Below are 25,572 nucleotides of genomic sequence, written 5' to 3'. Positions count from 1 at the left end.
GCCCATGACGGCAGAATTCACCGGCTGGCACGTGCTGGCCGAGTTCGGTGGTGTCGACGTAGCCCTCTGCGACGATCTCGAACGACTCGAAACAGCGCTTCGACAATCGTTGCTCGCCGCGGGAGTGACGATCTGCGAGGTGGTGCACAAGAAGTTCGAGCCCCACGGCGTGACGGTGCTGGCGCTGCTGTCGGAATCGCACGCGTCGATCCACACCTATCCGGAATCGGGCGACATCTTCGTCGACGTGTTCACCTGCGGCAGCATCGGCGCCGGCGCCACCAAGGCGGTCGAGTTGCTGCAGGATGCGTTGCAGCCGGAATCGGTGCACATGGAGGTCGTGCAGCGCGGGCATCACGCACGCCGGGTGCACGAGCCGGTCGGCGAGGGCCTGACGCGAGTCTGGGATCTGTCGGAGGTGATCGTCGATGCGCGAACTCCGTTCCAGCACATGGTGATCGCGCGCACCGCGCAAGGTGTATCGCTGTTCTCCGACGACGACCGGCAGTCCACCGAGTTCTCTCAGCTGACCTACCACGAGGCGATGCTGGTCCCCGCCTACGCGCTGGCGGCCAAGCTCGACAACGTGCTCATCATCGGTTCCGGTGAAGGCGTGGCCAGCCAGATGTCGGTGGCCGCGGGCGCGACCCGGGTCGACCACGTCGATATCGACCGGATGGAGGTCGAGCTGTGCGCCCGGCATCTGCCCTACGGATACACTCCGGCCGATCTGGAGGCCGCGGTCGGCGGTGAGGGCGCGATCCGGATGCACTACGCCGACGGCTGGGATTTCCTGGCCGAGGCCGAAGCCGCCGGTGTGCGCTACGACGTGATCGTCATCGACCTGCCCGACGAGCGGGTCGAGGACGCCCAGCACAACCGCCTCTACGAGGAGGAGTTCCTCACCCGATGTAAGGCGTTGCTGGCCGAGGGCGGTGTGCTGGCCGCTCAGGCCGGTTGCCCGACGATGTGGCGCAACGAGACGCTGAAGCGGTCGTGGCAGCGGTTCACCGATCTGTTCGACACCGTGGTGCCCTACGGCAGCGACGAGCACGAGTGGACGTTCCTGTTCGGTGTCGCCGAGCGGATCGAGGACCCGGTCGCGGTCATGTGCGAGAAACTGCCGAAGCTGCCCTACCGCGCGGAGACGGTCGACGAACGGGCGCTGGTACGCGGCGCCGTCGAACCGTACGCACTGCGGGAGATCGCCGCTCGGGCCTGATACGGCCGACATGCGCAGCGCGGGGATCGCCTTGCGCGGCAATCGAATACGAGAAGGACCGCCCGGGACAACCGTCCCGGGCGGTTCGCGTCTCGGTCACCGGCGCCACCGAACCGGCCGCACAGCCCGCACCCGGCGTCTCACGACCCGTGGACGGCCGGCGACGCTCAGGCGCGCTCCTGCCGCCACTGGGCGGCGCGTTCGACGTAACGGTCGAGGTGGTGGGAGACGAACACCTCGGGCAGCCAGTCGTTGCCCGTGACCGCCGACGACCAGACGAAGGTCCGCACGGGCTCCTCGCATCCGATGAGCTCGATCGGGCGCAGATCGTATTCCGGATCCTCGAAGGCTTCGATGATCCGCCAGTCGGCCGCGGTCAGCCCACGCAGCACCAGCCCGCCCGCCATCCGCTCGGGCTCGGCCACCAGCCCCGGATAGAGCCGCTGCGGCAGGGCCGCGACCCGCCAGCCCCGCGCGACCGCGACATCCATGTCGGGAGTGCGGCCCAGCAGCACCTCGAGTACCGGACCGAATTGCAGGGTGCCGTAGGCGAACAGGTCCGGGCCCGGATCGTCGGGGCGCGCGCGTCGTTGCGGCGCGGGCTTCTTCGCCGCGGTCATCGGATCACCCGCCCGCCATCTCCGGCGCCGCCCTCCGCGCGCCTATCCGTCGTTACGTCGAACCATCCATTCCTACTCGCACACCCGTTTCGCATCCCTCCACTGTGCCGAATGCGCGGGCGGCACCTCACACCGGGTAAACGTGACCTACATCACAGCTCGGGTCCTCGCTGGTCACGGGTTGCCGAGAAGTCGCCATACCGGAAAAACCTCGCTCCCACCGGGTATGCGGGCGGCGCTCGGGGGGCTATCCGACAGGCCGCACCGAATTCCCGCTGACCCGGGCGAACAGGTCCGCGTCGTGGGAGTTGACGATGGTGATCGCATTGCCGTGCGCGCGGCCCAGTTCCACCAGTCGCCGGCGGTTCTCCAGATACGCGCCGCGCACGATCGAGCCCAGCTCGAACGACCACCAGAACAGCGGCGTCTTGGGCCCTGCCGGGTCGATCTCGCTCGCGACGTAGAACGCGTCACCGGCGTGCAGCAGCCAGCCCGATCCCGTGTCGACGGCGACCCCGACGTGGCCGCGCGTATGGCCGGGAAGGGGGACGACCAGGATTTCCGGCGGCAGTCCCGGCAGGTCGCGTACCGCGCGGAAACCGAACCACTCGTCGGTGCCGTCGAGTTCGTTGACCATCCAGCGCGGACCGTGCGACCACTGGGCCGCGCGATAGCGCAGCCGCTCCGACAGCGTCCGGCCGGCGGTCGCCGCCCGAAATTCGGGGCCGTGCACGTGAATCGTGGCCTCGGGGAAATCCGCCAGTCCCGCGGCGTGGTCGAGATCGAGGTGGGTGAGGATGATGTGGCGTACATCGGCGGGGTCGTAGCCCAGCGCCTGGATCTGCCGGATCGCGGTGTGATGCTCGGCGGGCCGGATACCCAGCAGGAAGCGGCCGGGGCCGACGAAGCGGCCGGGATCGCGTACGCAGTCGAGCCCGAATCCGGTATCCACCAGCACCAACCCGGTCCTGGTCTCGATGAGCAGGCAGTGGTCCACCATGCCCATGGCCATGGTGCCGCAGTTGAGGTGATGAATCCGCACGCGACGAGCGTTCCAGACGCCCACCGGCCGGTCAATCGGGATGGGAGACGATGGAATTTCTCATATCGGGCGTTGTGCCCGAATGATTTCCGCCAGCTGTTCGTAGTCCTCCACGCGCGCGGTCGAACCCCGGAACACCAGGCCGACGGTGCGCCCCGGCGCCGGCGCCGCGAAACGGGCGATATCCAATGTGCCACGGGAGGTTTCGGCCGCCACGGCCATCTCGGGAATCAGCGTCACCCCGAGCCCTCCGCCCACACACTGCACCACCGTCGTCAGCGAGGCCGCGCGGGTATCGCCGACCGGTCCCGGACGCACGTCCTGCGACCGGCACAGATCCAGGGTCTGATCCCGCAGGCAGTGCCCCTCGTCGAGCAACAGCAGCGGCAACTCGTCCAGGGCCGCGGGTGCGATGTCGCTCCGCCCGGCCAATGCGTGCCCGAGCGGTGTGACCAGCACGAATTCCTCTGTGTACAGCGGGATTTCGACCATGCCGGTGGCCTCGGACGGCAACGCCATCATCGCGACGTCGAGGACGCCGCTGCGCAATCCGTCGAGCAGCCGCGCGGTCTGATCCTCGATGACGTGCGGTACCAGGGCGGGCAGCCGCCTGCGCAGCTCCGGCAGCAACGTCGGCAGCACATAGGGCGCGACGGTGGGAATGATGCCCATGCGCAGGGTGCCGCCGAGGCCGTCGCCGGCCGCGGTGGCGACGAAACGGTCGGCGGCCTCGAGGGTCGCCATCGCCTGCGGCAACAGCCTTTTCCCCGCGGCGGTCACCAGCACCCGGCGGGTGCTGCGCTCGATCAACTGCAGGCCCAGTCCGTTTTCCAGTGATGCCAGCGCCTGCGATAACGTGGGTTGGCTCACATTCAGGTGAGCCGCGGCGGTCCCGAAGTGGCGATATTCCGCAATCGCCACGAACGCACGCAGCTGTGACAGGGTGGGCTGATAAGTCTGATCAGTCACGCCTATCAGTATAGTGCAACTGATCACCTTTACCTTTTACTGGGTTTTCGGCATGATCGACAGCGAAATGCTTCGACGGTGTCCCGCACAAGGGCGATCCGTCATCCGTGTCCCACTACGACGAAGGAGACAACATGGCTCTGCTGACCATCGGCGACCAGTTCCCCGCCTACAACCTGACGGCGGTCATCGGCGGTGACCTGTCGAAGGTGAACGCGCAGCAGCCCGACGACTACTTCACCCAGGTCTCGAGCGACGACTACGCCGGCAAGTGGCGCATCGTCTTCTTCTGGCCGAAGGACTTCACCTTCGTGTGCCCGACCGAGATCGCCGCCTTCGGCAAGCTGAACGAGGAGTTCGCCGACCGCGACGCCCAGGTCCTGGGTGTGTCGGTCGACAACGAGTTCGTGCACTTCCAGTGGCGTGCCCAGCACGAGGATCTCAAGACCCTCCCCTTCCCGATGCTGAGCGACCTCAAGCGTGAGCTCGTCACCGCGACCGGCGTGCTGAACGCCGACGGTGTCGCCGACCGCGCGACCTTCATCGTCGACCCGAACAACGAGGTCCAGTTCGTCTCCGTGACCGCCGGTTCGGTCGGCCGCAACGTCGACGAGGTGCTGCGCGTGCTCGACGCGCTGCAGTCCGACGAGCTGTGCGCCTGCAACTGGAAGAAGGGCGACCCGACCATCGACGCCGGTGAACTGCTGTCCGCGAGCGTCTGATCACCGAAAAGGAAGTGCCTGCCCGTGTCTGTTGAAAACCTGAAGAATTCGCTTCCCGAATACGCCAAGGACCTCAAGCTCAATCTGTCGTCCATCGCGCGCTCGACCGTGCTGAACGAACAGCAGCTGTGGGGAACCCTGCTCGCCGCGGCGGCCGCCACCCGGTCGGCCACCACCCTGCGCGAGATCGGCGAGGAGGCCGCCGACACCCTGTCCGCGGAGGCCTACAACGCAGCACTGGGCGCGGCCTCGATCATGGGTATGAACAACGTGTTCTACCGGGGCCGGGCGTTCCTCGAGGGTCGCTACGACGATCTGCGGGCCGGATTGCGCATGCAGATCATCGGCAATCCGGGCGTCGACAAGGCCGATTTCGAGCTGTGGTCGTTCGCGGTGTCGTCGATCAACGGCTGCCAGCACTGCCTGGAGGCCCACGAGCACACCCTGCGTGAGGCCGGTGTGTCACGCGAGGTGATCTTCGAGGCGCTGCGTGTCGCCGCGATCGTCGCCGGCGTCGGCCAGGCCGTGCAGGCCAGCGAGACACTGGCCGCCGCCGCGGTCTGATAGTCGAAACGCGTCTCCCACGATGCCCCGTCCCGTCCATCGGGACGGGGCATCGTGGGTGTTGCCACGGGTACGCTGGGACAGCATGAGCCAATGGGAAAGCGACGGCACGCAGGTCGAGGTGGTTCGGGTCTTCACCGACGTCACCGGCCGGCTCGGTAACCCACTGGGCATCGTGCGCGCGGCCGCGGTGACCGAGGTCGATCACCAATTACTGGCGGCCCGGATCGGTCACAGCGAGACGGTGGTCCTCGACGATCCGGTATCCGGCCGCACCCGGATGCGCATCTACACCCCCGCGCGGGAGCTGCCGTTCGCAGGACATCCGACGGTCGGCGCGGCATGGTGGCTGGCCGATCAGGGGCATCCGGTCAAGATCATCGATGTCCCCGCCGGTCCCGTCGAAATCCAGATGCTCGACGACGGACTGGTCTGGATTCGCGCCCGCGCCGAGTGGGCGCCCGAATTCACGTTCGACGAATTCTCCGATGCCGCCTTCCTCGACACGGTCGACCCCCGCCACTTCACCGACGGCCAGCACTACGTGTGGGCCTGGACGAACGAGGCACGTGGTGCCGTCCACGCGCGAATGTTCGCTCCCGCCTTGGGAATCGCCGAGGACGAGGCGACAGGCGCGGCCGCGATCGCACTCACCGCGAAGCTGCGCCGCAGCCTGATCATCACCCAAGGGGCGGGCTCGCAACTGTTCACCGAATGGGATTCCGACGGCTGGGTGCGCCTGGGCGGGCGCGTCGTGGCCGACCACCCTGTGCTCCTCTGAGGAGACGGGGCTCAGGCGACGGCGGCGATCAACATGTACGCGGTCCCGAGGTCCATCACCACGTGCGGAATGGCGCCGATCGCGCCCGGCGCCCCGGCCGGATGCGAAATACTGTGCCGCAGGGCGGTTCTCGTCCGTGGGAACATCAGCAGGAGACCGTCGAGCGCGAACAGGGCGGCCACGAGTGCCACGGGCACGACCGGCAGGCCACCCGTGCCGCGCATCTCCGCATGCCCCATACCGTGGTGATGCCCGGCCATCACCCACAGCATCGCCGCGGCCGCGACCAGGTGGTAGACCACCGCCGGAAGGCGGAATTCGGCGCTACCGTCCCCGGATGTCGTCCGCCAGTGTGCGATGCGCACGATCGACAGCCCCGCGTACACGACGATCATGGCGATGAGCACCCCGCGGATCGCATCGGGGGCGGCAGCCGCGGGGAACAGCAGCATCGCGAGCATGACCAGGCACATCAGGAGATGAGCCGCATCGGATTCGTGCTCGTCGACGCCGATCGGCCACGTCCCCGGCCGCGGTCCACCCGATCCTCCCGGCGCCACCGGCACCGCCACGTGCCGCACGAGGACGATGCCCGCCGCGGCGACGAACGCCACGATCACGCCCCAGCGCAACACCTCGTGCTCTGTCACGAAAGAGCCCACACCCCACCACCTTCCGACGCGCGGCGTGTCCGCCTTCGCACACCATGCTCGCACGGCGAGGCGCCGGGCACCGCTCATCGAGCGGCCCGGGGCACCGAAGAGGCAGCTGACGGGCAGAGCGCGTACTCAGCCCAGCGCGCGGCCGATCGCCGCCGCGAGCTCGGCGATCTGCTCGTCGGTGATGACGAACGCCGGCGAGATCTGCAGCGCGCCCTGCCCCGCCGACCGGGTGGAAACACCTTCGGCGCGTAAGGCTTTCACCATGGCCGGCCCCTCGGACGGATCGGCGAGCTGGATCCCGGCCACCGCGCCCAGCCCACTGCGTACCTGCGCCACGCGGGGATGTCCGGCCAGCGGCGCGAGGTGTTCGTGCAGTAGCGATTCGATGTTCTTGCTGGCGTCGAGCAGATGCTCGCGTTCGATGATGTCGAGATTGGCCATCGCGGCGGCGGCCGATCCGGCGTGGCCGCCGTAGGTGTAGCCATGCCGGAACCACACGCCGCCACCGAAGAAGGGTTCGGCCACCCGCGGCGCCACGAAGACCGCGCCCATCGGCAGATAGCCGGAGGTCAGGCCCTTCGCGGTGGTCATCAGATCCGGTTCGAGCCCGAATCGGGTGGAGGCGAACCAGGATCCGCCGATCCGACCGAAGCCGGTGACGACCTCGTCGGCGACGAACAGGATGTCGTTGTCGCGGCAGAGGCGGCGAACCTCGGTGAGATATCCCTCCGGCGGCAGATACACCCCGCCCGCCCCGATGATCGGCTCGCAGAAGAACGCCGCGATGCGGTCGGCGCCCACCTCCTCGATCAGCGTCCGCAGCGCCTGCGCCTGGTCGAATTCCACCGTGCGGGTGTCGGCCATCAGCTCGCCGTAGCCTTCGTGATTGACCTCGATGCCGGCCAGCGCCGTTCCGGCCACGTGCATTCCGTGATAGGCCAGCCGGCGGCCGACCAGCAGCGTCTTGTCCGGACGGCCCTGTTCCCGCCAGAACCGGCGGGCGAGTTTCGCGGCGGTGTCGACCGAATCCGACCCACCGGAGGTGAACATGATCTTGCTGCCCGGTACCGGCGCCAACTCCGACAACCGTTCGGCCAGCCGTTGCGTCACCGGCGCGGTCAGGTCGCCGAAGTTCGAATAGTGTGCCAGCGTCGACAATTGCGCCGCGACCGCGTCGGCGATCTCGCGGCGGCCGTGACCGACGTTGGTGAACCACAGCCCCGCCGTCGCATCGAGGTAGCGCCGCCCGGCCTCGTCCCAGATGTAGGCGCCCTCACCGCGGGCGACCACGAAGGCGCCGTCGCGCTCCACCGCGCCCATATCCGCGAATCCGTGCCAGAGCGAACCCATGCTCGGCTCCTCTTCCCGTCGTCCGGTGGCGATGGCCCTACCCGATCGCCTGCGCCGCCAGACTACCCGCGCCGCGCCCGGACAGGCCTGGTCGTCCGGCGCGCGCAATCCACCGGCAACCGCGCGATCAGACCGGGACGGGAGCGTCGCGACGGTGGTGCAGCGACCCGAGCCACGCCACCGCGATCGCCAGCAGCGTGATCACCGCGGCCAGCATCACCACACCGATCAGCAGCGACGGATAGCCGTGCACTCGCGGATCCAGGAACGGGTACGGATACCAGTCCACGATTTCGCCGCGGATCAGGCTGTAGCCGCAGTAGACGATCGGATAGACCAGCCACCCGCCGATGAGCGCGGCCGAGACCCGCAGCCGTGCCGACACCAGAATCCAGTCGGCGACCACCACGATCGGCAGCACCCGATGCAGTGTGTCGTTGATCCATTTGTCGGTGAGCATCACATCGATGTTCGCCAGCAGCACCGCGTAGATCACCGCGGTGATCAGCAGATACAGCGTGGCCGCGCCGCGCACCACCTGCCAGCGCCGCGCGGCCGGATCCAGCAGGCCCCCGCCCAGCAGAACCAGCACGCCGGCGATAGTGGATTCGATGGTGAAGTAGCTGAGGTAGTTACCGAGGGAGAAGTCCGGCGATCCGTGGGAGCGGAGCAGAATCCACAGCAGCGCAACAATTCCCAGCACGCCGACGGCGATCCGCAGGATCCGGATCCAGATCGGCGTCCCCGCACGGGCCATCATCGTACGATCCTCGCATACCGGTCGGCCCGCGAGGCGTTTCACGACCGGCACCAGCGGCGGGCAGACGACGACCCCTGCCACCGGCGTCATCCGGTGGCACGAGAAGTTCTCCGTGCCTAGGCCGATCCGATCGGCGAGGTGCGCTGCCTCGTCGCGGGCTCCGCCGCCACCGGCCGGCGCAGCGTGTTCGACGCGGTCGTCGCGACCGCGTGCACGCCCTCGCGAACCAGTGCGGCAATGCCCAGCAGCACCGACACCACGCGCAGTCCACGGACCCACATCGGCGTTCCGGAACCAGCAGTCATGGCCCGATGGTGGCATATCCGGCCCCGGCAGGGAACCAAGATCATCCAATAGCAACGATTCGGTTATCTTCACGATTCGGCGTCCCGACCAGCGCGGGAACGGGCCGGACGGCCGGTTTCGCTACGCTGGTCGATGCAATGACCTCGACTGCCACCACCCGCGAGCTGCGCGCTCGCCTGGCCGACCTCTCCCTCCGCGACGAACACCGGCTGCGCCGACGGCTGGACAAGGCGCACGGCGACGACGGTGAGATCGAGCGGCTGGAGCGCGAGATAACCGCCGCGCAGGCCCGTATCGAGACCCGCCGCGGCGCCGTCCCGGCCATTCGCTATCCCGAACAACTGCCCGTCTCCGCCCATCGCGACGACATCGCCGCCGCGATCGCCGCCCATCAGGTCGTGGTGATCGCCGGGGAGACGGGCTCGGGTAAGACCACGCAGATCCCGAAGATCTGCCTGGAACTCGGGCGCGGGATCCGCGGCACCATCGGCCACACCCAGCCTCGGCGATTGGCGGCCCGGACGGTGGCCGAACGCATTGCCGCCGAACTCGATACCGAACTCGGCGACGTCGTCGGCTACACCGTGCGCTTCACCGATCAGGCCTCCGATCGCACCCTGATCAAATTGATGACCGACGGCATCCTGCTGGCCGAAATCCAGCGCGACCGGCTGCTGCGCCGCTACGACACGATCATCATCGACGAGGCGCACGAGCGCAGCCTCAACATCGACTTCCTGCTCGGCTACCTGAGGTCGCTGCTGCCGAAGCGTCCGGACCTCAAGGTGATCATCACCTCGGCGACCATCGACCCGGAGCTGTTCGCCCGCCATTTCGCCGATCCGGTCTCCGGCGAGCCGGCGCCGATCGTCGAGGTGTCGGGCCGGTCCTATCCGGTCGAAATCCGGTATCGCCCGCTGGCTCCCGAAATGACCGACACCGACGACGAGGACGAGTTCGAGGAGCAACCGGCGCCGCGGCGCGGCCGGCCGAGCGGACGCGGCAGCGCCGAGGACGCTCGCGACCAGACCGATGCCATCGGCGACGCGGTGCGCGAACTGCTCGCCGAGGGCGACGGGGACGTGCTGGTCTTCCTGTCCGGTGAACGCGAGATCCGCGACACCGCCGACACCCTGCGCGACCTGAAACTGCCACGGACCGAGATCGTTCCGCTGTACGCGCGACTGTCCGCGGCCGAACAGCACCGGGTCTTCCAGCCGCACACCGGTCGCCGTGTGGTGCTGGCCACCAACGTCGCCGAGACCTCGCTCACCGTGCCGGGCATCCGCTACGTGGTGGACCCGGGCACCGCGCGCATCTCCCGCTATTCGATGCGCACCAAGGTGCAGCGCCTGCCGATCGAGCCGATCTCACAGGCCTCCGCACGGCAACGGTCCGGACGCTGCGGACGTGTGGCCGACGGTATCTGCGTCCGGCTCTACTCCGAGGAGGACTTCGAGGCCCGCCCCGCCTTCACCGAGCCGGAGATCCTGCGCACCAACCTGGCCGCGGTCATCCTGCAGATGACCGCGCTGGGACTCGGCGACATCGAGAGCTTTCCGTTCGTGGAGGCACCGGACCGGCGGGCGATCCGCGACGGCATCGCGTTGCTGCTGGAACTCGGCGCGCTCGGGCGCCCCGGCGAGACGCCCGCGCCCACACGCGGTGCCCGCCGGCGCCGCGGACGCGGCGGCGATGCTGCCGCCGGGGGCCATGTGCGCGCGCCGGAGGGCGGAGACGAGCTGGCACTCACCGCGGTGGGACGGCAGATGGCCCAGCTCCCGGTCGATCCGCGGATGGCGCGCATGCTCGTCGCCGCCGAGGCCAACGGCTGCCTGTCCGAAGTGCTGGTCATCGTCGCGGCGCTGTCGATCCAGGACGTGCGGGAGCGGCCGGCCGAATTCCAGCAGGCCGCCGACACCAAACACGCCCGGTTCACCGTCGAGGGCTCGGATTTCCTCGCCTATCTGCGATTGTGGGACTACCTGCGAGGTCAACGGAAATCGTTGTCCTCCAATCAGTTCCGGCGACTGTGCCGCGACGAGTTCCTGCACTATCTGCGCATCCGGGAATGGCAGGATCTGCAGGGGCAGTTGCGCACCATCACCAAGAGCCTCGGCTGGTCCGCCGCGGAATCGATCGCGCCGCAACAGAATCCGGAAGCGCTGCCGTGGGACGGCGACGGGATCCATCGCGCGCTGCTGGCGGGCATGCTGTCGCACATCGGTGTGCGCGAGGCGGAATCGCGGGAATTCCTCGGCGCCCGCGGCGCGAAGTTCATGATCTTCCCCGGTTCGGCTCTGGCGAAGAAGCCGCCGCGCTGGGTGATGGCGGCCGAACTGGTGGAAACCTCGCGACTGTGGGGCCGCATGGCGGCGCGGATCGAGCCCGAATGGGCCGAACGGCTCGCCGGCGACCTGGTCAAACGCAATTACTCGGAACCGCACTGGTCCTCCCGGCGCGGCGCGGCGATGGCCTACGAGCGGGTCACCCTCTACGGCATTCCGCTGGTCACCCAGCGCCGCGTCGACTTCGGCCGCATCGATGCGCAACTGTCGCGGGAACTGTTCATCCGGCACGCACTGGTCCAGGGCGAATGGCAGACCCGGCACGGGTTCTTTCACCGCAACCGCGAACTGCTCGACGACGTGGCCGATCTGGAACATCGGGCGCGCCGGCGCGACATTCTCGTCGACGACCAGGTGCTGTTCGATTTCTACGACCAGCGCATTCCCGCCGACGTGGTGTCGGTGCGGCATTTCGACAGCTGGTGGCGCAAGGCCGAGCGTGAGGATCCGCATCTGCTGGACTTCTCGACCGCCACCGTGGTCAATGTCCAAGCGGCCCAGCTGGATCCGGCCGCCTACCCGGACAGCTGGCGGCAGGGCGAACTGAGTTTCCCCCTCACCTACCAGTTCGAGCCGGGACAGGCCGACGACGGCGTGACCGTGCACATCCCGGTCGCCCAGCTCGCCCATGTGCGGGCCGTGGGCTTCGACTGGCTGCTTCCCGGATTGCGTGAGGAACTCGCCGCCGCGCTGATCAAGACCCTGCCGAAACAGCTGCGCCGCAGCGTCGTGCCCGCGCCGGACTTCGCGAGGGCCGCGCTGGCGCGGCTGACCCCGCGCGCCGAACCGCTGCGCACCGGCCTGGCCCGCGAGCTGTCGGCACTGGCGTCGACCTCGATCGCGGCGGCCGACCTCGACCCCGGCGCCCTGCCCGATCATCTGCGGATGACGTTCGCCGTCACCGGTCCCGACGGCGCGGTCCTCGCCCGAGGCAAGAGCCTCGCCGCCTTGAAAACCCAGCTGTCCCAGCAGGTTTCGCAATCGGTGGCGAAGGCGACGAGCGCGGCCGAACGAGCGCCGGCGACGGTGTGGACGGCGCAGACGCTGGGTACCGTGCCACAGACCATTCGGCGTGAGGTCGGCGGCCAGACCATCACCGGCTATCCCGCCCTGGTCAGCGAGGGTGACGGGGTGGCCGTGCGGGTGTTGTCGTCGCCGGCGGCACAGCGGGCCGCGATGCGCACCGGCACCAGGGCGCTGCTGCTGCGCGAGATGCCGGCCGCGCAGCGCTCGGTCACCTCGGGACTGTCGGCCTCCGATCGCCTCGCGCTGAGCCAGAACCCGTACGGATCGACGGACGCGCTGCTCGACGACTGCCGCGCCTGTGCGGCCGACGAACTGATCGCCGCACACGGTGGTCCGGTGCGCAGTCCGGAGGAGTTCACCCGGCTCGTCGACCAGGTGCGACCGCAGTTCGCCGGTGCGGTCGCGCGCGTCCTCGCACTGGTCGTCCCGGTGCTGGCGGCCGCACACCGGGTGCGCACCGCCTTGTCCGACACGACCGATCGCGATATCGCCGACGATGTCGCCGGGCAGCTCGACGAACTGGTCTTCGCCAGTTTCGTCAGCGAATTCGGCACCGCCCGGCTACGCGAGATTCCGCGATATCTGCACGCCGCCGAGGCACGGCTGCTCGCGCTGCCCGCCTCGGCCGATCGCGACCGTCAAGGCGCGGCCGAACTGGACCGGGTGCACGCCGCGTACGCGCGACTGCTCGATCGTCTTCCCGGCCCACGTCGCACGGCCGCCGACGTCACCGAGATCTGGTGGATGATCGAGGAACTGCGGGTGAGCCTGTTCGCACAACAGCTGGGCACGCCATATCCGGTGTCCGCCAAGCGCATCATCAAGGCCATCGACGGAATCGGCGCCGCGCCGGCCGGGGCCCGGCCCCGCTGATCAGTCGGCGCCGGCGGCCACCGACCGTTCGGCGCGGTGGCGGCGCAGAGCGTCGATTTCGCGTTCGAAATCGTCGGCGGAGCTGAAGGACCGGTAGACCGACGCGAAGCGCAGATAGGCGACCTCGTCCAGATCGCGCAGCGGCCCGAGGATGGCCAGACCGACCTCGTGGCTCGGCACCTCCGGAGAACCCTTCGCGCGCACCGCATCCTCGACCTGCTGGGCGAGCAGGTTCAGGGCGTCGTCGTCGACCTCACGCCCCTGGCAGGCCCGGCGGACGCCACGAATCACCTTCTCGCGGCTGAACGGTTCGGTGACACCGCTGCGTTTGACCACCGAGAGGATCGCGGTCTCGACCGTGGTGAAGCGGCGCCCGCACTGCGGACATGCGCGACGGCGCCTGATCGCGCTGCCTTCCTCGGCCTCACGCGAGTCGACCACCCGCGAATCCGGGTGCCGACAGTACGGGCAATGCATCCGGGATCCTTCGTCGATGCCTGCGTCGGTTCGCGACGAGCTGCCTGTTCTCGACCTGTTCCGCCGATACAGCCGCACTCACCACGTATGTCCTGAGCGTCTTTCAGGATACCCGTACGGCGTTCGCCCCGGCCCATGCGGACCCGCGACCGGGGCCGCTCACGCCGTCAGTTGCCACTGGCTCGTCAGGTCGGTGAGCAGATCCGGTAGGCGATTGAGCAATCGTCCGGCAGCGAGATCACCGGCGAACGGCACCGACAGCACCTGGCGGGCGAGCCCCGGAGCGGCCTGCATCCGTTCGTAACACGGCACCAGATCGCCGGTGATGTAGGTCCAGCGCGGGTCGCGGTCGGCCCAGTTGAAGGCGGGCAACGGGGTGCGCAGCGTCATCGCGCGCCCGTCGACCTCGGCCGATACGGCGGTCGGCGCGAACACACCCGGTGCGCGAACGCCGGGCACCGCGGGTTTGGCCGCCAGGGTGCTGACGTAGGTCATCACCCGGCCCATCGCACCCTGTCCCCGCGAGGTGACATCCCATTGATCGGCGATGATCTGATTCTGTTCGCGATCGGTCATCCGCATCAGCGCGTCGTCGTACCCGGCGACCGTGCCCGTGGCGAGTGAGCGCCAGGCCTGCACCGCGTTGTCGTCGAGCACACCGGCGGCGTACATCTCCTCGATCGCGGGCAACCCTGCGGCGATATAGGCCTCGTGCATCGGCACCTGGTCGAGGAAGATGTGCTTCTGCATGATCATCAGCCGGGTCTGGAACCACGCCAGATCCTCGGCGGTGAGTCTCGGCCCCTCGGTGGCCAGGAGCCGGATGTCGGCGGGCAGCACCGCGACGAGCTGCGGCGGTGTGGCCCGCAGCAGATCCGCGACCGCGCCGCCGAGCTGGTGGATACCCGGCACGCTGAGAATCGTTGCCACATCGCTCATATCGAAGAATCCCGAGGCGAACGATCCGCCTGCCAGTCCGGCCAGCCCTGTCCAGTAGAACTCCGGATGGGCGGTCGTCAGCCGGAGGTAGTTCACGTAGACCTGGGTGAAGGTGCGCGAATTCGCGGCCACTCCACGGATCGGATCCCACGCGGCCAGGTCGATGTCGGCATCGGCGGTGGCCACCGTCAGCCAATACTGGTGTAGCAGGGCCGCGTACCGCCGTGGTGCGATCCCGTCGGCGCGGGCCTGCTCGAGCGCCGCGGCCAGCGTCGAATTGTCCAGTGGCAGCTCCGGATTCAGGCCGCCGGCGCTCTCCCCTGCGCCATTCACCACCGGAATGTCCAGATATGCGGTGTATCCCGCCTCCGCGCGCACCGCGGGTGCCGCGGCACAGGCGATCACGAAACAGATGAGCAGTGCGGCCGTGCGTGCGAACAGTCGCGGCAGCGCCCGATGGAGGGTGTGCACCATGATGCCTCGTCCTCGAAATCCGTTGGCGGAGAATGTAGCCCCGATCACATTCCGAGCAGAGTAGCAACATGTTTCAGTTGTGGATCAATAAATCCGGCCATGCGACGGCGCGCCCCGGGACCCCTCGACCACGGCTTATCGCGATGCCGGAACCACGAGCGTGCGCCCGGCGGCCACTTCGGTGCCGCGCAGTCCGTTCAACTCCACGATGCGGGCCACCGTGTCGCGCACCGCACCCTTCGGCGCCACCCGCTGCGCGAGGTCGGACAGCGATTCGCCGGGCTGCACCTGGACCGTCTGCGTGGACGCCGGACCGCCCGCGTCTCGCAGCTGCGCCACGCCCAGGAGGCCACAGACCGCCGCCGCGGTGAGCAGTGCGGTCGCCGCGAGGGTGGCCAGCCCGATGCGGGCCTGTTCCACCCTCTGGAGCGGATGCGGCCCGCGGGCCGGAGTGGCGACCGGCACCCGGTCGTAGCCCGCCACGACATGCGGGCGCTGCGGACCACGGGGACGCCGGAGGTCGGCCCGGCGGTGGCGCCGGACCGGCCGCACGGTGTGGACGGGAGCGTCGCCGGACGAACCGGCCCGGACGCCGATCGTGCTGAATTCATCGATCGCGGTACGCATCTGACGACCTCCATGAATGCTGTGACGAGTGCTGGGCGGATGGATCACAGGGGTATGAGAGTTGTGGCGTATTCGCTCATCTGTTCGAAGAACTGATGTTCGAATTCTTACCACGCGGGGGCGACAAAGTCACCAGCCACGCCGACATGCGTCGAACAGATGTTTGAAACCTGGCCGCGGGCGGACTACATTCGAAGCACGCGATCCGGCGGCGCCGGCAGAACCCCGCGCCGGCAGAACCCACGTCGGCAGAACCCGACAGACACGCCCCGGCAGACAGACGAACGGAGGACGGCGAGCGTGAGCGAACGTACGGTGGTCGGACACGAGGAGGCGGCCGGCGACGGCACGGTCTCCCCCGACGGCGCCCAGGTGCCGGCCGGTGACACCGAAACCCCCGGCAACGGAGCGGATCTCACCGTCCGCCAGCGCAAGGTACTCGAGGTCATCCGGACCTCGGTGAACGAACGCGGCTATCCCCCGAGCATCCGTGAGATCGGCGACGCGGTCGGACTCACCTCCACCTCTTCGGTCGCGCATCAGCTGCGCGCGCTCGAGCGCAAGGGCTATCTGCGCCGCGACCCCAATCGACCCCGCGCGGTCGACGTCCGCGGCCTGGACGAGACCGCCGTGCGGGCGGCCGGTGCCGCGCCGGTGCTGCGCGCGGTGGCGACCGAAACCTCCGACGCGACCCCCGCCCCCGCCTATGTGCCGGTACTGGGCCGTATCGCCGCCGGTGGGCCGATCCTCGCCGAACAGGCGGTCGAGGACGTGTTCCCGCTGCCGCGCGAACTGGTCGGCGAGGGTTCGCTGTTCCTGCTGAAGGTCGTCGGCGAATCGATGGTCGACGCGGCGATCTGCGACGGCGACTGGGTGGTGGTCCGCCAGCAGAACGTCGCCGACAACGGCGATATCGTCGCCGCGATGATCGAGGGCGAGGCGACGGTCAAGACGTTCAAACGCACCGGCGATCAGGTGTGGCTGATGCCGCACAACCCGCTGTTCGATCCGATCGACGGTAACGACGCCCAGATCCTGGGCAAGGTCGTCACGGTGATTCGCAAGATCTGAGCGCGGTGGCGCGTCCGGGCGGCATCGTCGGCTGCCGTCCGGACGGGCGAATCCGTCAGCGCCGGAAACGGTCGCGCAGCACGGGATCGTTCTCCCACCACAGCCCGCTCTGGACCGGCGCCTCCGCATGCGCCGCCGTCGCGGCCGAGGTCCGCGCCACCTCGCTCGCCGGTGGCGCCGAAAGTTCTTCGGCCGCATCGAGTTCGGCGTCCATCCGCGCGGCGTTGCGACGTTCGTCGGCCGCCCACGACCGCATCAGAGTCAGCAGATAGGGCAGGCCGAGCACATCGCCGAGCACCCAGATGATGCCCGCGCCGATGATCTGGTCCATCCGCAGATCCGGGCCCCACGTCCGGCCCACCTCGGTGTAGTAGTCCACCGCCACCAGCGGCCCGAACCACAGCACCAGCCCCAGCACTCCGTCTGCCAGTGATTCGAACACCGTGATCAGCAACGAGACTGCCTGCGAATAGCGGTGCGGAACGGGATCGGTCTGCAGCCGCGAATAGAAGTACAGGAATCCGACGGCCACCAGCAGCAGTCGGGTGAGGGCGTCGATCGCCCCGTGCCGCAGCACCGCTTCGAACCACGGGGTCAGAATCAGCAGCCAGGGGGTGGCCAGGATGGCGATCGACGGGACCAGCGGATAGGTCACCACCCGCGCCGGCGCCGAGGCGAGTACGCGGTCCAACCGCTCGCGTCCCGCCGGTCCGAGCGCATCGCGCAGCACCGTCAGCGGCCGCCCGGTCGCCAGGCCGAACGGCACCACATAGAGCAGCAGCAGTATCTGCAGCGCCCGCATCCAGAACAGGGTGCCGGAATACACGCCGATCACGCTGATACCGGTCAGCAACCACACTCCGAGGCCCACCGCGCCGAACGCCCAACTGCGTCCCGCCGACTCCGCACTCCCGCGCCGGTCGGCCCGCCGGCGAGCCAGGCCGTAGCCGAGCCCCAGCGCGGCGGTCACCACGATCGTCGAGGTGTCCCAGCGCCATTCCTCGATGACGGACTGCACGGTCAGCGGCGTGTCGATCCATCCCACGGCAGCCAGTATCCACCCGGTATTCGGGAGCGTTTGCGCCGGTCCGGCGGGGTGTCCGGTTAGTTCTGATTACCGGATTCGTGAGTGTGCGCGACATCCCCTGAGCGGTGCGCGGGGCCGTGCGACTGGGCGCAGTGGCCGCTCGGCACGGCGCCGAGTTCGATCAGTTCGGGCTGTGCGTGATCGACCTGCAGTGTGGCGTGCTCGATGTGATGGTCGGCGGCCAGCCACCGCGCCAGATCCTGACGCACCGCATGGCAGTCGCGGCCGGGCTCGACGAGCACGTGCGCCGAGAGAGCCGGGGATCCCGAGGTGATCTCCCAGATGTGCAGATCGTGCACCTCGACGACACCGTCACGCGCGGCCATGCCGACGCCCACCGCCGCCGGATCGATATCGGCGGGGGCGGCCTCCAGGAAGATCCGGCTCGAGGCACGGACCAGGCCGACACCCGCCTTCACCATCAGCGCGACCACCACCAGTGTCGCGATCGCGTCGGCGCGTTCGAAGCCCGTGAACATGATGACCACACCGGCCACCGCGGTCGCGAGGAAGGCGTAGAGATCGGTGAGGATGTGCTGGAACGCGCCCTCGACATTCAGGCTGCTGCGGTTGGCGCGCGAAATCATCCAGGTGGCAGCGAGATTCACCGCCACACCCACCAGCGCGGTCGCGAGCACCAGTCCACCGGTGACCGAGGGTGGCTGGATCAGGCGGCGGATCGCCTCGTAGAGCAGCCAGGCCGACAGGACCACCAGCGTCAGGCCGTTGGCTTGCGCGGACAGGATTTCCACCCGCTTCCAGCCGAAGGTCATCCGCCCGGCCGGCGGTCGCGCCGCGAGGCGAATCGCCCACAGCGCCAACGCGATCGAGGCGGCGTCGGTGAGCATGTGCGCGGCATCCGACAGCAGGGCCAGCGAGCCGGCCACCACACCCACGACCACCTCGCCGAGGAGGAAAGCCACGATGACCGCGAGCGCCCCGGCGAGCCAGCGGCGGTCGCTGTCGGGAGTGGCGTGCGCATGACTGTGCGCGTGCCCGTGGCCCGAGCCGTGTGTATGTCCGGCACCCATGCCCCGTACTCCTCTCCGTCGCTGCCGCTCGCCATCATATGCATACATCACTATGTATGCAATATCCCCTGCTCGCGCCCGCCTGCGGGGATCGGCAGCCGGGTACCCGCGTGCCGATCCCTTTATCCGAACCCGGCGATCCGAACTCCCGGGCAGTGTCCGAAGACCGCGAGCATTCCGATAACTTTTGCGGTCCTCGCACTAAATGCGTCCGGCCGATTCTTTTCTCATTCCGGGAACATTCACGATCGAAACCGCCCGAATAGCACGGGATTCACTACGGCCGCTCACAATACGGTACGGTATACACAATCCCAGTTGCTCCGTGTCAGTGCGAAAGGGCTCGATCATGGCCAAGAAAGTCACCGTCACACTCATCGATGATTACGACGGGAAGTCCAAAGCGGATGAGACCGTGCAGTTCTCGATCGACGGTGTGGCGTATGAAATCGACCTGTCGACATTGAATGCCGGGAAGCTGCGCGGGGCACTCGAACCCTGGACGGAAAAGTCCCGCAAGGTCGGCCGCCTGAAGTCCGGCGGCGGCACCCGCACCAAGTCCGCGGCCGACCGCGAGCAGACGGTCGCGATCCGGGAATGGGCCAAGAAACACGGCTATAACGTCTCCGCGCGCGGCCGCATTTCCTCCGAGGTTGTCGCCGCCTATCACAAAGCGAGCAAGTAGCCGGCATCCGATCTTTCGACCGAGATCGCACGTACGCTACGCACCCAGCGGGCCCGCAGCCTCACGTCACAGCCGTGATCTTGCGGGCCCGCTCGGCGCGGTAATCTGGTTCTCTGGTTCGGCGCCGCGCCGTACTCACAAGTCGCTGGGAGTAGTTCCGAGGCGGGGTTGGTGTGCATGACAGGGGAAACCGGGATCGGTGAACTGGCTCGACGATGGCGCATCGCGATCGCCGACACCGGTTTCGTTCCCATGTCCACACGCGAGCTGGAGGAACTGCTGGCGGGTCTGCTCGAGCAGCTCGTCGCGATTGTCGGGGCCGAACCGTTCGACGCCGCGGCCGCGGCCACCATCGGCGCCGCCCTGGTCCGCGCCAACCTCACCGATCCGCAGGTCATGCCCCGCTCCGCCGGTGCGCTGACACCACTGGCCACTACTGTGTTCCCGCCGGGCGATCGGGTGCTCGCGGTTCTGGGCGAGATGGCCCGCGGATATACCGAGGAGTTACTCGCCACCCGGGCCCGGCATCAGGAAATGTTGCACTCGGCGATGGCCGACGCCCGCAATGCCGCCGAGGCGCGATTCCGGGTGGTATTCGACAATGCCGCCATCGCCATCGGCATCGGTGACGCGGAGGGCCGGGTGGTCGACGTGAATCCCGCGATGGCCACGATGCTCGGCGTCAGCCGCGAGTATCTGCTCCAACGCGCGGTCACCGATCTGATACATCCGGACGACCGCATGGAATTGCGGCGCCGCGTACTGGGCGAGCTTTTGCACGCCGGCTCGGGCACGGTCCGGATGGAATTGCGGTATCCCCGTCCCGAGGGCGTCGACGGCTGGGCCACGTGGGCGATCACCCTCGTGCCGGCAACCGGTGGACGGGCGGCGTATCTGCTGGTGGTCGGCGAGGACACCACGCAGCGGCGGGAATTGCAGGCCGAATTGCATCGGCAGGCCCGGCTGGATCCGCTGACCGGCCTGCCCAATCGGCGGCAACTGGTCGAAGTGCTCTCGGCCATCATCGCCGACGCCGGGCCCGAAGACTGCATCGGCTTGTGTTTCATCGACCTCGACGGATTCAAATCGGTCAACGACACCTACGGCCACGGAGTCGGTGATCGGCTGCTCGTGGCCGTCGCGGAGCGGCTCTCGGCGGCGGTTCCGGCGATCCTGCTGGCCCGGGTGGGCGGCGACGAATTCGTCGGTCTGGTACGCCCGGCCTGCGATACCGAGCACATCGCCGCGGTGGCCCAGCGCCTGCTCGACGCGCTGGCCGAACCCATCCCCGTCGACAATCACGACCTGATGATCTCGGCGTGCATCGGCGCGATCGTCACCCCTGTCACCGGCACCGACGCCGAGCGGCTGCTCGATGCCGCCGACGCCGGGCTGTACCGCGCGAAGGCCAGCGGGCGCAACCGCTGGGTCCTTCATGCGGCTGATGTCGCCGCCCGGGTGCGCGGCCTAGGATGAGCGGCGTGCAACCTCTGTTACCCGACTGGGCAGCCGACGACATCGACCCCCGGATTCCCAGCCCGGCGCGAGTGTACGACTATCTGCTGGGAGGATTCGCCAATTTCGAGGTGGATCGGTCGGTCGCGGCGCAAATGATCGAGGTCATTCCCGACGTTCCGCGCACGGCCCGTGCCAACCGTGCATTCTTGCAGCGTGCGGTCGGTTTTCTCGCCCAGGCGGGTATCGACCAATTCCTCGATCTGGGCTCCGGAATTCCGACGGCGGGCAACGTGCACGAGATCGCGCAGCGCGTGGTCCCGGATGCGCGGGTGGTCTATGTCGATATCGATCCGGTCGCGGTGACCATGAGCCGCAAGCTGCTCGCGGACAATCCGAATGCGACCGCGGTGCACGGGGATTTCACCGATATCGACGGAGTACTCGAGCATCCGCAGGTCCGCGAGCTGCTCGATTTCGATCGGCCGGTCGCCGTCCTGCTGGTATCGATGTTGCATTTCGTGGCCGACGACGCCTTGGCCGCGACGGTATTCGAGCGACTGCGCGCCACCATCGCTTCCGGTAGTTATCTGGCGCTGTCGCATCTGACCAGTGAGGGACCGCCCGAGCAGATGGACCGCATGCTCGCGGTGACCGAACGCGTCACCGGTCGCGGTGACCGCCTGCGCACCCGCGCCGAGATCATGGAACTGCTCGGCGATCTGGTCCTGGTCGAACCCGGCCTGGAATATCTGGCCCGGTGGCGGCCGGATCCGGACGAGCCGCTGCCGGAGGTCCGGCCCCTCGACGGCTACGCGGGTGTCGCCCGCAAGCCCTGATCCGAGCCGCTAACCGGCGAGCGCCCGCGCGAAACCGGGCCACGCCTCGTGCAGGGACCGCTGCCAATATGGCCAGTCGTGCAACCCGCCCGGCGTGTAGCGGTACGTGGCCGGGATTCCCCTGCTCTCGGTCACCTCCTGCAGGCGCCGGGTGCATTGCGCGACCACCGATTCCAGGGCCCCGCCACCGGCGGGATCGGCGACGGCCGGACCGCCGGTCGCACCGCCGGGCCGCGGCACGCCCGCGGTCACGAAAAGCTCTGTCCCACGCAGTTTTTCCACATTCGCGGGCGTGCTGGGGTCGGCGTCGGTCCAGCCCGGCGAACCGTCCGGGCCCCACATGTTCCACGGATTGCCGCCGCCGGAGGCCACCACCGCCTGCACGAAGCGACGGCCCGGGTCGGTACCCGTCTGGGCGCATCCGCTGAACGATCCCACCGCGGCGTACAGGCCGGGAGCCGCCTGCGCCAGCGCGAGCGCCGACGTCGCCGACATCGACACCCCCGCTATGGCGTTGCGGCCCGAGGTGTGCAGCGCGGCGTCGACGAGCGGCGGCAGCTCACGCGTCAGGAATGTCGTCCACTCGTTGCGACCCAGCACCGGATCGTCGGCGAGCCAATCGGTGTAGTAGGTGTAGCGGCCGTCGAGGATGGTGACCACGGTGACGTCCTTGTCCGCGGTGAAAGCGTCGACGTCGGTGCGGGTTTCCCACGAGGTTTCGGTGCCGCCGGGCCCGATGCCGTCCTCCGCGCCGTCGAGCAGGTACAGCACCGGAGCCGGCGACGAGGTCTCGGCGGGCCGCAGCACTCGCATGCTCACCGTGCGGTCCATGGCCTCCGAGTACACGATGAGCGTGGCGTGGCGGGCATCGTTCTCGATGATCCGGTCGATCCGGGATCCGTCCGCGAACGCCGAGGCGCCGGTCGTCGCCGCGGCGACGCCGGTCGACAGCGCCGCCACGACTGCCAGCGCCAGGCACAGCACCACCGGGCGCCGGTACCACGACCCGAATCGCCTGCTCATCGAGCTCACACATCCTTTTCCGGCGGGGTCCGGCACCGTTGTGACGCGGGACAGCCGCTGGCTCAACGATCGAGGCGGCGGGCGATGTTCCGTTGCGGGCTGCGACGCACATCACGCCCGGACGCTCGGCGGCGAACTCACAACCGCGGTCCCGGACGCGCCGGGAATTGTCACAAGGCATCTTCTGCGCCGAGTCGATCCCGGTTACAAAGGAATTCCCGCCGGTGCGCTCGAGGAACCGGCCCGCGAGAAGTGTAAGAAGTTGGCTACCGAGGTTTTCGACACCGCCGTCGAGCTGCCGGTCGAGCGCAGCGCCGTCTGGGAGCTGCTCGTCGACCCGCAGCTGTATCCGCGCATCTTCACCGGGATCGGCGCCGGTGAACGGCTCGAGACCGTCGCCGATGCGCCGCTGTGGCAACTGCGCGTCGGAACCGCCGACACCGAGATCCGGACCCTGTCGCTGACGGTGCGGGTGGGCCCGCGCGGGGAAGCTTTCGAGTTGTACTGCGCGGCGACCGGGAGCTTCGCCTCCGTGCGGCTGCGCGATATCGAGGGCGGCACCCGGGCGGTGATCACCTGTTTCGCCGCCGGCCGGATACATCCGATCGCCGCGCGTACCTCGACCGCCGGCGCGCAGGCCTGGCTGGACGCCGGGCTGCGGCGACTGCGCGAATTGGTCACGGCCGCACCGACTTCGGTCGTGGTCAACCGCGAGAACACGCCGCTGCGGCGGCACGCGGACGTCGCGCGCCACATCCTCGGCACGGGCGTGGTGCGCACCGCGCGACCGGACCGCAGTGTCGGGCAGCTGCGCGGACTCGCGCGGTGGGGTTTCAATCTCGCCGGCGGCTACGCCGCCGCGGCCGCGCATTCCCCCACCCGCATCGCCGTCGTCGACGATCGGCGCAGCCGCACCTTCGCCGACATCGACCGGCGCAGTACCGCACTGGCCGGCGGAATGGCCGGACTGGGCCTGCGCACCGGCGATGCGATCGGCCTGCTCGCTCGCAATCACGCCGGCATGGTCGAAACCATGGTCGCGGCGGGCAAGCTCGGGGTGGACACGATCCTGCTGAACGCGGGTCTGTCGGCCCGGCGCATCGAGGAGATCGTGCAGCGGCACCGGCTGGCGCACGTCTTCGTCGACGCCGAACTGGAGCAACTGATCCACTATCTGCACTCCGACATCGTCCGCATCGCCACCGACGACGGCGCCCCCGGCCGCACCACCATCGAGGATCTGATCACCCACGGCGACAACGGTTTCGACAAACCGGCGCGGCCGGGTCGATTGATCGTGCTGACCTCCGGAACCAGCGGCACCCCCAAGGGCGCGCGCCGCCCGCACGCCAAGGGGTTCGCCACCGTGGCGGCCCTGCTGTCGCGTATCCCGTTACGGATGAACGACACCATGCTGATTCCGGCGCCGCTGTTCCACACCTGGGGTCTGGCCGCGTTGCAATTGAGTACCGCGCTGCGCGCCACGGTCGTCCTGCCGGAGCAGTTCGATGCCCGCGACACCCTGCGCCGGATCGCCGAGAACCGGGTCGGCACAATGATTCTGGTGCCGACCATGGTGCAGCGGATCCTGGACCTGCCGACCCCTGTGCGGGCCCGTTACGACACCTCCAGCCTCCGTATCGCGGCCAGTTGCGGCGCCCCGCTGGCCGGTGCCACGGTGCTGCGGTTCGCCGACAACTACGGCGATGTGCTCTACAACATCTACGGCTCCACGGAGGTGTCGTGGGCGACCATCGCCACCCCCGAGGATCTGCGGACCGCGCCGACCACCGCCGGGCGGCCGCCGCTCGGCACGAAAATCGCTGTGCTGGGCCCGAATCGGAAGCCCGTGCCGATCGGCGCGACCGGGCGCATCTACGTGGGCAACCACATGCTCTTCGACGGATATGTCAATTCGGCGCCGCCGGACGAGACCGACGGCATGCTCGATACCGGCGACCTGGGATATCTGGACGCCGACGGCCGGCTGTTCATCGCCGGCCGCGACGACGAGATGATCATCTCGGGCGGTGAGAACGTCTTCCCGCGGCCGGTGGAGGAGGCACTGTCGCATCTGCCGCAGATCGCCGACGTGGCCGTGGTCGGGGTGCCGGACCACGAATTCGGGCAGCGGCTGGCCGCGTTCATCGTCAAGCGGGAGGGTTCGGGCCTGGACCCGGACATGATCCGCACCTACGTCCGCAATCGGCTGAGCCGGTTCTCGGTGCCGCGCGATGTCACCTTCCTGTCGGCACTGCCGCGCGGCGAGACCGGCAAGGTGCTCAAGCGCCTGCTGATCGGCGGGAATGCCGAACTGACCGGCCCGTTTCATCCGGCGGCCGAGTTGTGACCGCTCACCAGGCCACGCCCGGGCGGCCTCCTCATTTGTCACGAGGATGGGCGAAAGACATCCATCGGGGTCTCGTTACGGTTACGTTATAAAGGCAGCGCAGTAAACGGGCGGGGGAAGGAAGTTTTCGCCAATGTCTGTTGCCACGCCGGGTTCTGCCGCCTCGCCGGGATCTACCGCGTCCCGCGGGCCCCTCGCGGCGCCGGACGTTTCCGGCGACGCCACCGCCACCTCGACGCGTCCCGGTCTGACCATGTCCGGTCAATTGC

23 protein-coding genes are annotated in these 25,572 nt (G+C 68.6%); 10 read left to right on the top strand and 13 right to left on the bottom strand.

Annotation, left to right across the window (positions count from 1 at the left end; translation table 11 throughout):
- Positions 1–4 precede the first annotated feature (4 nt).
- Positions 5–1,222 carry an adenosylmethionine decarboxylase gene (speD, locus tag IRT45_RS15590; RefSeq protein WP_194806580.1) on the top strand — a complete coding sequence of 406 codons (1,218 nt, stop codon included), beginning with the start codon at positions 5–7 and terminating at the stop codon, positions 1,220–1,222.
- Between the two features lie 167 nt (positions 1,223–1,389).
- Here speD and IRT45_RS15585 read toward each other — a convergent pair whose 3' ends face one another.
- From IRT45_RS15585 to IRT45_RS15575, 3 genes are all read right to left on the bottom strand, one after another.
- Positions 1,390–1,842, bottom strand: coding sequence for a gamma-glutamylcyclotransferase family protein (locus tag IRT45_RS15585; RefSeq protein WP_194806579.1), 453 nt, complete (start codon positions 1,840–1,842; stop codon positions 1,390–1,392).
- Positions 1,843–2,089: 247 nt separating this feature from the next.
- Positions 2,090–2,884 (bottom strand): MBL fold metallo-hydrolase, encoded by a 795-nt coding sequence (locus IRT45_RS15580; RefSeq protein ID WP_194806578.1) that lies wholly within the window; start codon positions 2,882–2,884, stop codon positions 2,090–2,092.
- A 60-nt stretch (positions 2,885–2,944) separates the two neighbouring features.
- Positions 2,945–3,853, bottom strand: a complete 909-nt coding sequence (locus IRT45_RS15575) for a hydrogen peroxide-inducible genes activator (RefSeq protein ID WP_194806577.1) — start codon at positions 3,851–3,853, stop codon at positions 2,945–2,947.
- A gap of 134 nt (positions 3,854–3,987) precedes the next feature.
- Here IRT45_RS15575 and IRT45_RS15570 point away from each other — a divergent pair, with 134 nt between their 5' ends.
- From IRT45_RS15570 to IRT45_RS15560, 3 genes are all read left to right on the top strand, one after another.
- A complete protein-coding gene (locus IRT45_RS15570) occupies positions 3,988–4,575 on the top strand; it encodes a peroxiredoxin (RefSeq protein WP_030517257.1) in 588 nt (195 codons plus the stop codon).
- Positions 4,576–4,599: 24 nt separating this feature from the next.
- Positions 4,600–5,139, top strand: a complete 540-nt coding sequence (locus tag IRT45_RS15565; RefSeq protein ID WP_036503144.1) for a carboxymuconolactone decarboxylase family protein — start codon at positions 4,600–4,602, stop codon at positions 5,137–5,139.
- Positions 5,140–5,224: 85 nt separating this feature from the next.
- Positions 5,225–5,920, top strand: a complete 696-nt coding sequence (locus IRT45_RS15560) for a PhzF family phenazine biosynthesis protein (RefSeq protein WP_194806576.1) — start codon at positions 5,225–5,227, stop codon at positions 5,918–5,920.
- An 11-nt stretch (positions 5,921–5,931) separates the two neighbouring features.
- On the opposite strand, the gene IRT45_RS15555 is transcribed toward IRT45_RS15560, so the two are convergent.
- The 4 genes from IRT45_RS15555 to IRT45_RS15540 form a co-directional block, all read right to left on the bottom strand.
- A complete protein-coding gene (locus tag IRT45_RS15555) occupies positions 5,932–6,582 on the bottom strand; it encodes a DUF5134 domain-containing protein (RefSeq protein WP_194806575.1) in 651 nt (216 codons plus the stop codon).
- Between the two features lie 126 nt (positions 6,583–6,708).
- Positions 6,709–7,932 (bottom strand): aspartate aminotransferase family protein, encoded by a 1,224-nt coding sequence (locus IRT45_RS15550; protein WP_194806574.1) that lies wholly within the window; start codon positions 7,930–7,932, stop codon positions 6,709–6,711.
- A 127-nt stretch (positions 7,933–8,059) separates the two neighbouring features.
- Entirely contained in the window at positions 8,060–8,692 is a 633-nt protein-coding gene (locus IRT45_RS15545) for a Pr6Pr family membrane protein (protein WP_194806573.1), read from the bottom strand.
- 116 nt (positions 8,693–8,808) lie between these two features.
- Positions 8,809–8,997: a hypothetical protein gene (locus tag IRT45_RS15540; RefSeq protein ID WP_194806572.1), complete on the bottom strand. Its 189-nt coding sequence runs from the start codon at positions 8,995–8,997 to the stop codon at positions 8,809–8,811.
- Positions 8,998–9,135: 138 nt separating this feature from the next.
- Here IRT45_RS15540 and hrpA point away from each other — a divergent pair, with 138 nt between their 5' ends.
- The gene (gene hrpA / locus IRT45_RS15535; RefSeq protein ID WP_194806571.1) at positions 9,136–13,245 is read left to right on the top strand and encodes an ATP-dependent RNA helicase HrpA; all 4,110 of its coding nucleotides are present in this window, start codon (positions 9,136–9,138) and stop codon (positions 13,243–13,245) included.
- Here the strand turns inward: hrpA and nrdR are convergent, their stop codons facing one another.
- The 3 genes from nrdR to IRT45_RS15520 all read right to left on the bottom strand — a co-directional run bounded on the left by nrdR (position 13,246) and on the right by IRT45_RS15520 (position 15,762).
- Positions 13,246–13,722, bottom strand: coding sequence for a transcriptional regulator NrdR (nrdR, locus tag IRT45_RS15530; protein WP_194806570.1), 477 nt, complete (start codon positions 13,720–13,722; stop codon positions 13,246–13,248). It abuts the gene before it with no gap.
- A gap of 159 nt (positions 13,723–13,881) precedes the next feature.
- On the bottom strand, positions 13,882–15,135 hold the full coding sequence (locus tag IRT45_RS15525) for a hypothetical protein (RefSeq protein ID WP_194806569.1): 1,254 nt from the start codon (positions 15,133–15,135) through the stop codon (positions 13,882–13,884).
- Positions 15,136–15,270: 135 nt separating this feature from the next.
- Complete coding sequence (locus IRT45_RS15520) at positions 15,271–15,762, bottom strand: LysM peptidoglycan-binding domain-containing protein (protein ID WP_194806568.1); 492 nt, start codon at positions 15,760–15,762, stop codon at positions 15,271–15,273.
- Positions 15,763–16,062: 300 nt separating this feature from the next.
- Between IRT45_RS15520 and lexA the strand changes: the two genes are divergently transcribed.
- Positions 16,063–16,833: a transcriptional repressor LexA gene (gene lexA / locus IRT45_RS15515; RefSeq protein ID WP_309240979.1), complete on the top strand. Its 771-nt coding sequence runs from the start codon at positions 16,063–16,065 to the stop codon at positions 16,831–16,833.
- A 55-nt stretch (positions 16,834–16,888) separates the two neighbouring features.
- Here the strand turns inward: lexA and IRT45_RS15510 are convergent, their stop codons facing one another.
- Together IRT45_RS15510 and IRT45_RS15505 are read right to left on the bottom strand one after the other, a co-directional pair.
- A complete protein-coding gene (locus IRT45_RS15510; protein WP_194806649.1) occupies positions 16,889–17,869 on the bottom strand; it encodes a cytochrome c oxidase assembly protein in 981 nt (326 codons plus the stop codon).
- Positions 17,870–17,937: 68 nt separating this feature from the next.
- Positions 17,938–18,951 (bottom strand): cation diffusion facilitator family transporter, encoded by a 1,014-nt coding sequence (locus tag IRT45_RS15505; RefSeq protein WP_194806566.1) that lies wholly within the window; start codon positions 18,949–18,951, stop codon positions 17,938–17,940.
- A gap of 349 nt (positions 18,952–19,300) precedes the next feature.
- Between IRT45_RS15505 and IRT45_RS15500 the strand changes: the two genes are divergently transcribed.
- The 3 genes from IRT45_RS15500 (at position 19,301) to IRT45_RS15490 (ending at position 21,930) form a co-directional block, all read left to right on the top strand.
- Positions 19,301–19,636, top strand: a complete 336-nt coding sequence (locus IRT45_RS15500) for an Lsr2 family protein (RefSeq protein ID WP_036503185.1) — start codon at positions 19,301–19,303, stop codon at positions 19,634–19,636.
- Between the two features lie 177 nt (positions 19,637–19,813).
- Positions 19,814–21,112 (top strand): diguanylate cyclase domain-containing protein, encoded by a 1,299-nt coding sequence (locus tag IRT45_RS15495; RefSeq protein WP_194806565.1) that lies wholly within the window; start codon positions 19,814–19,816, stop codon positions 21,110–21,112.
- 5 nt (positions 21,113–21,117) lie between these two features.
- The gene (locus IRT45_RS15490) at positions 21,118–21,930 is read left to right on the top strand and encodes an SAM-dependent methyltransferase (RefSeq protein WP_194806564.1); all 813 of its coding nucleotides are present in this window, start codon (positions 21,118–21,120) and stop codon (positions 21,928–21,930) included.
- A 9-nt stretch (positions 21,931–21,939) separates the two neighbouring features.
- Here IRT45_RS15490 and IRT45_RS15485 read toward each other — a convergent pair whose 3' ends face one another.
- Positions 21,940–22,953 carry an alpha/beta hydrolase family protein gene (locus tag IRT45_RS15485; RefSeq protein ID WP_194806563.1) on the bottom strand — a complete coding sequence of 338 codons (1,014 nt, stop codon included), beginning with the start codon at positions 22,951–22,953 and terminating at the stop codon, positions 21,940–21,942.
- 262 nt (positions 22,954–23,215) lie between these two features.
- Here IRT45_RS15485 and IRT45_RS15480 point away from each other — a divergent pair, with 262 nt between their 5' ends.
- On the top strand, positions 23,216–25,303 hold the full coding sequence (locus tag IRT45_RS15480) for an AMP-binding protein (protein WP_194806663.1): 2,088 nt from the start codon (positions 23,216–23,218) through the stop codon (positions 25,301–25,303).
- The last annotated feature ends 269 nt before the right edge of the window (positions 25,304–25,572 follow it).

Source organism: Nocardia sp. BSTN01 (assembly GCF_015354405.1).
GTDB lineage: Bacteria > Actinomycetota > Actinomycetes > Mycobacteriales > Mycobacteriaceae > Nocardia.
The sequence above is the reverse complement of the archived record's forward strand: the minus strand, read 5'-3'. Positions and strand labels throughout refer to the sequence as shown.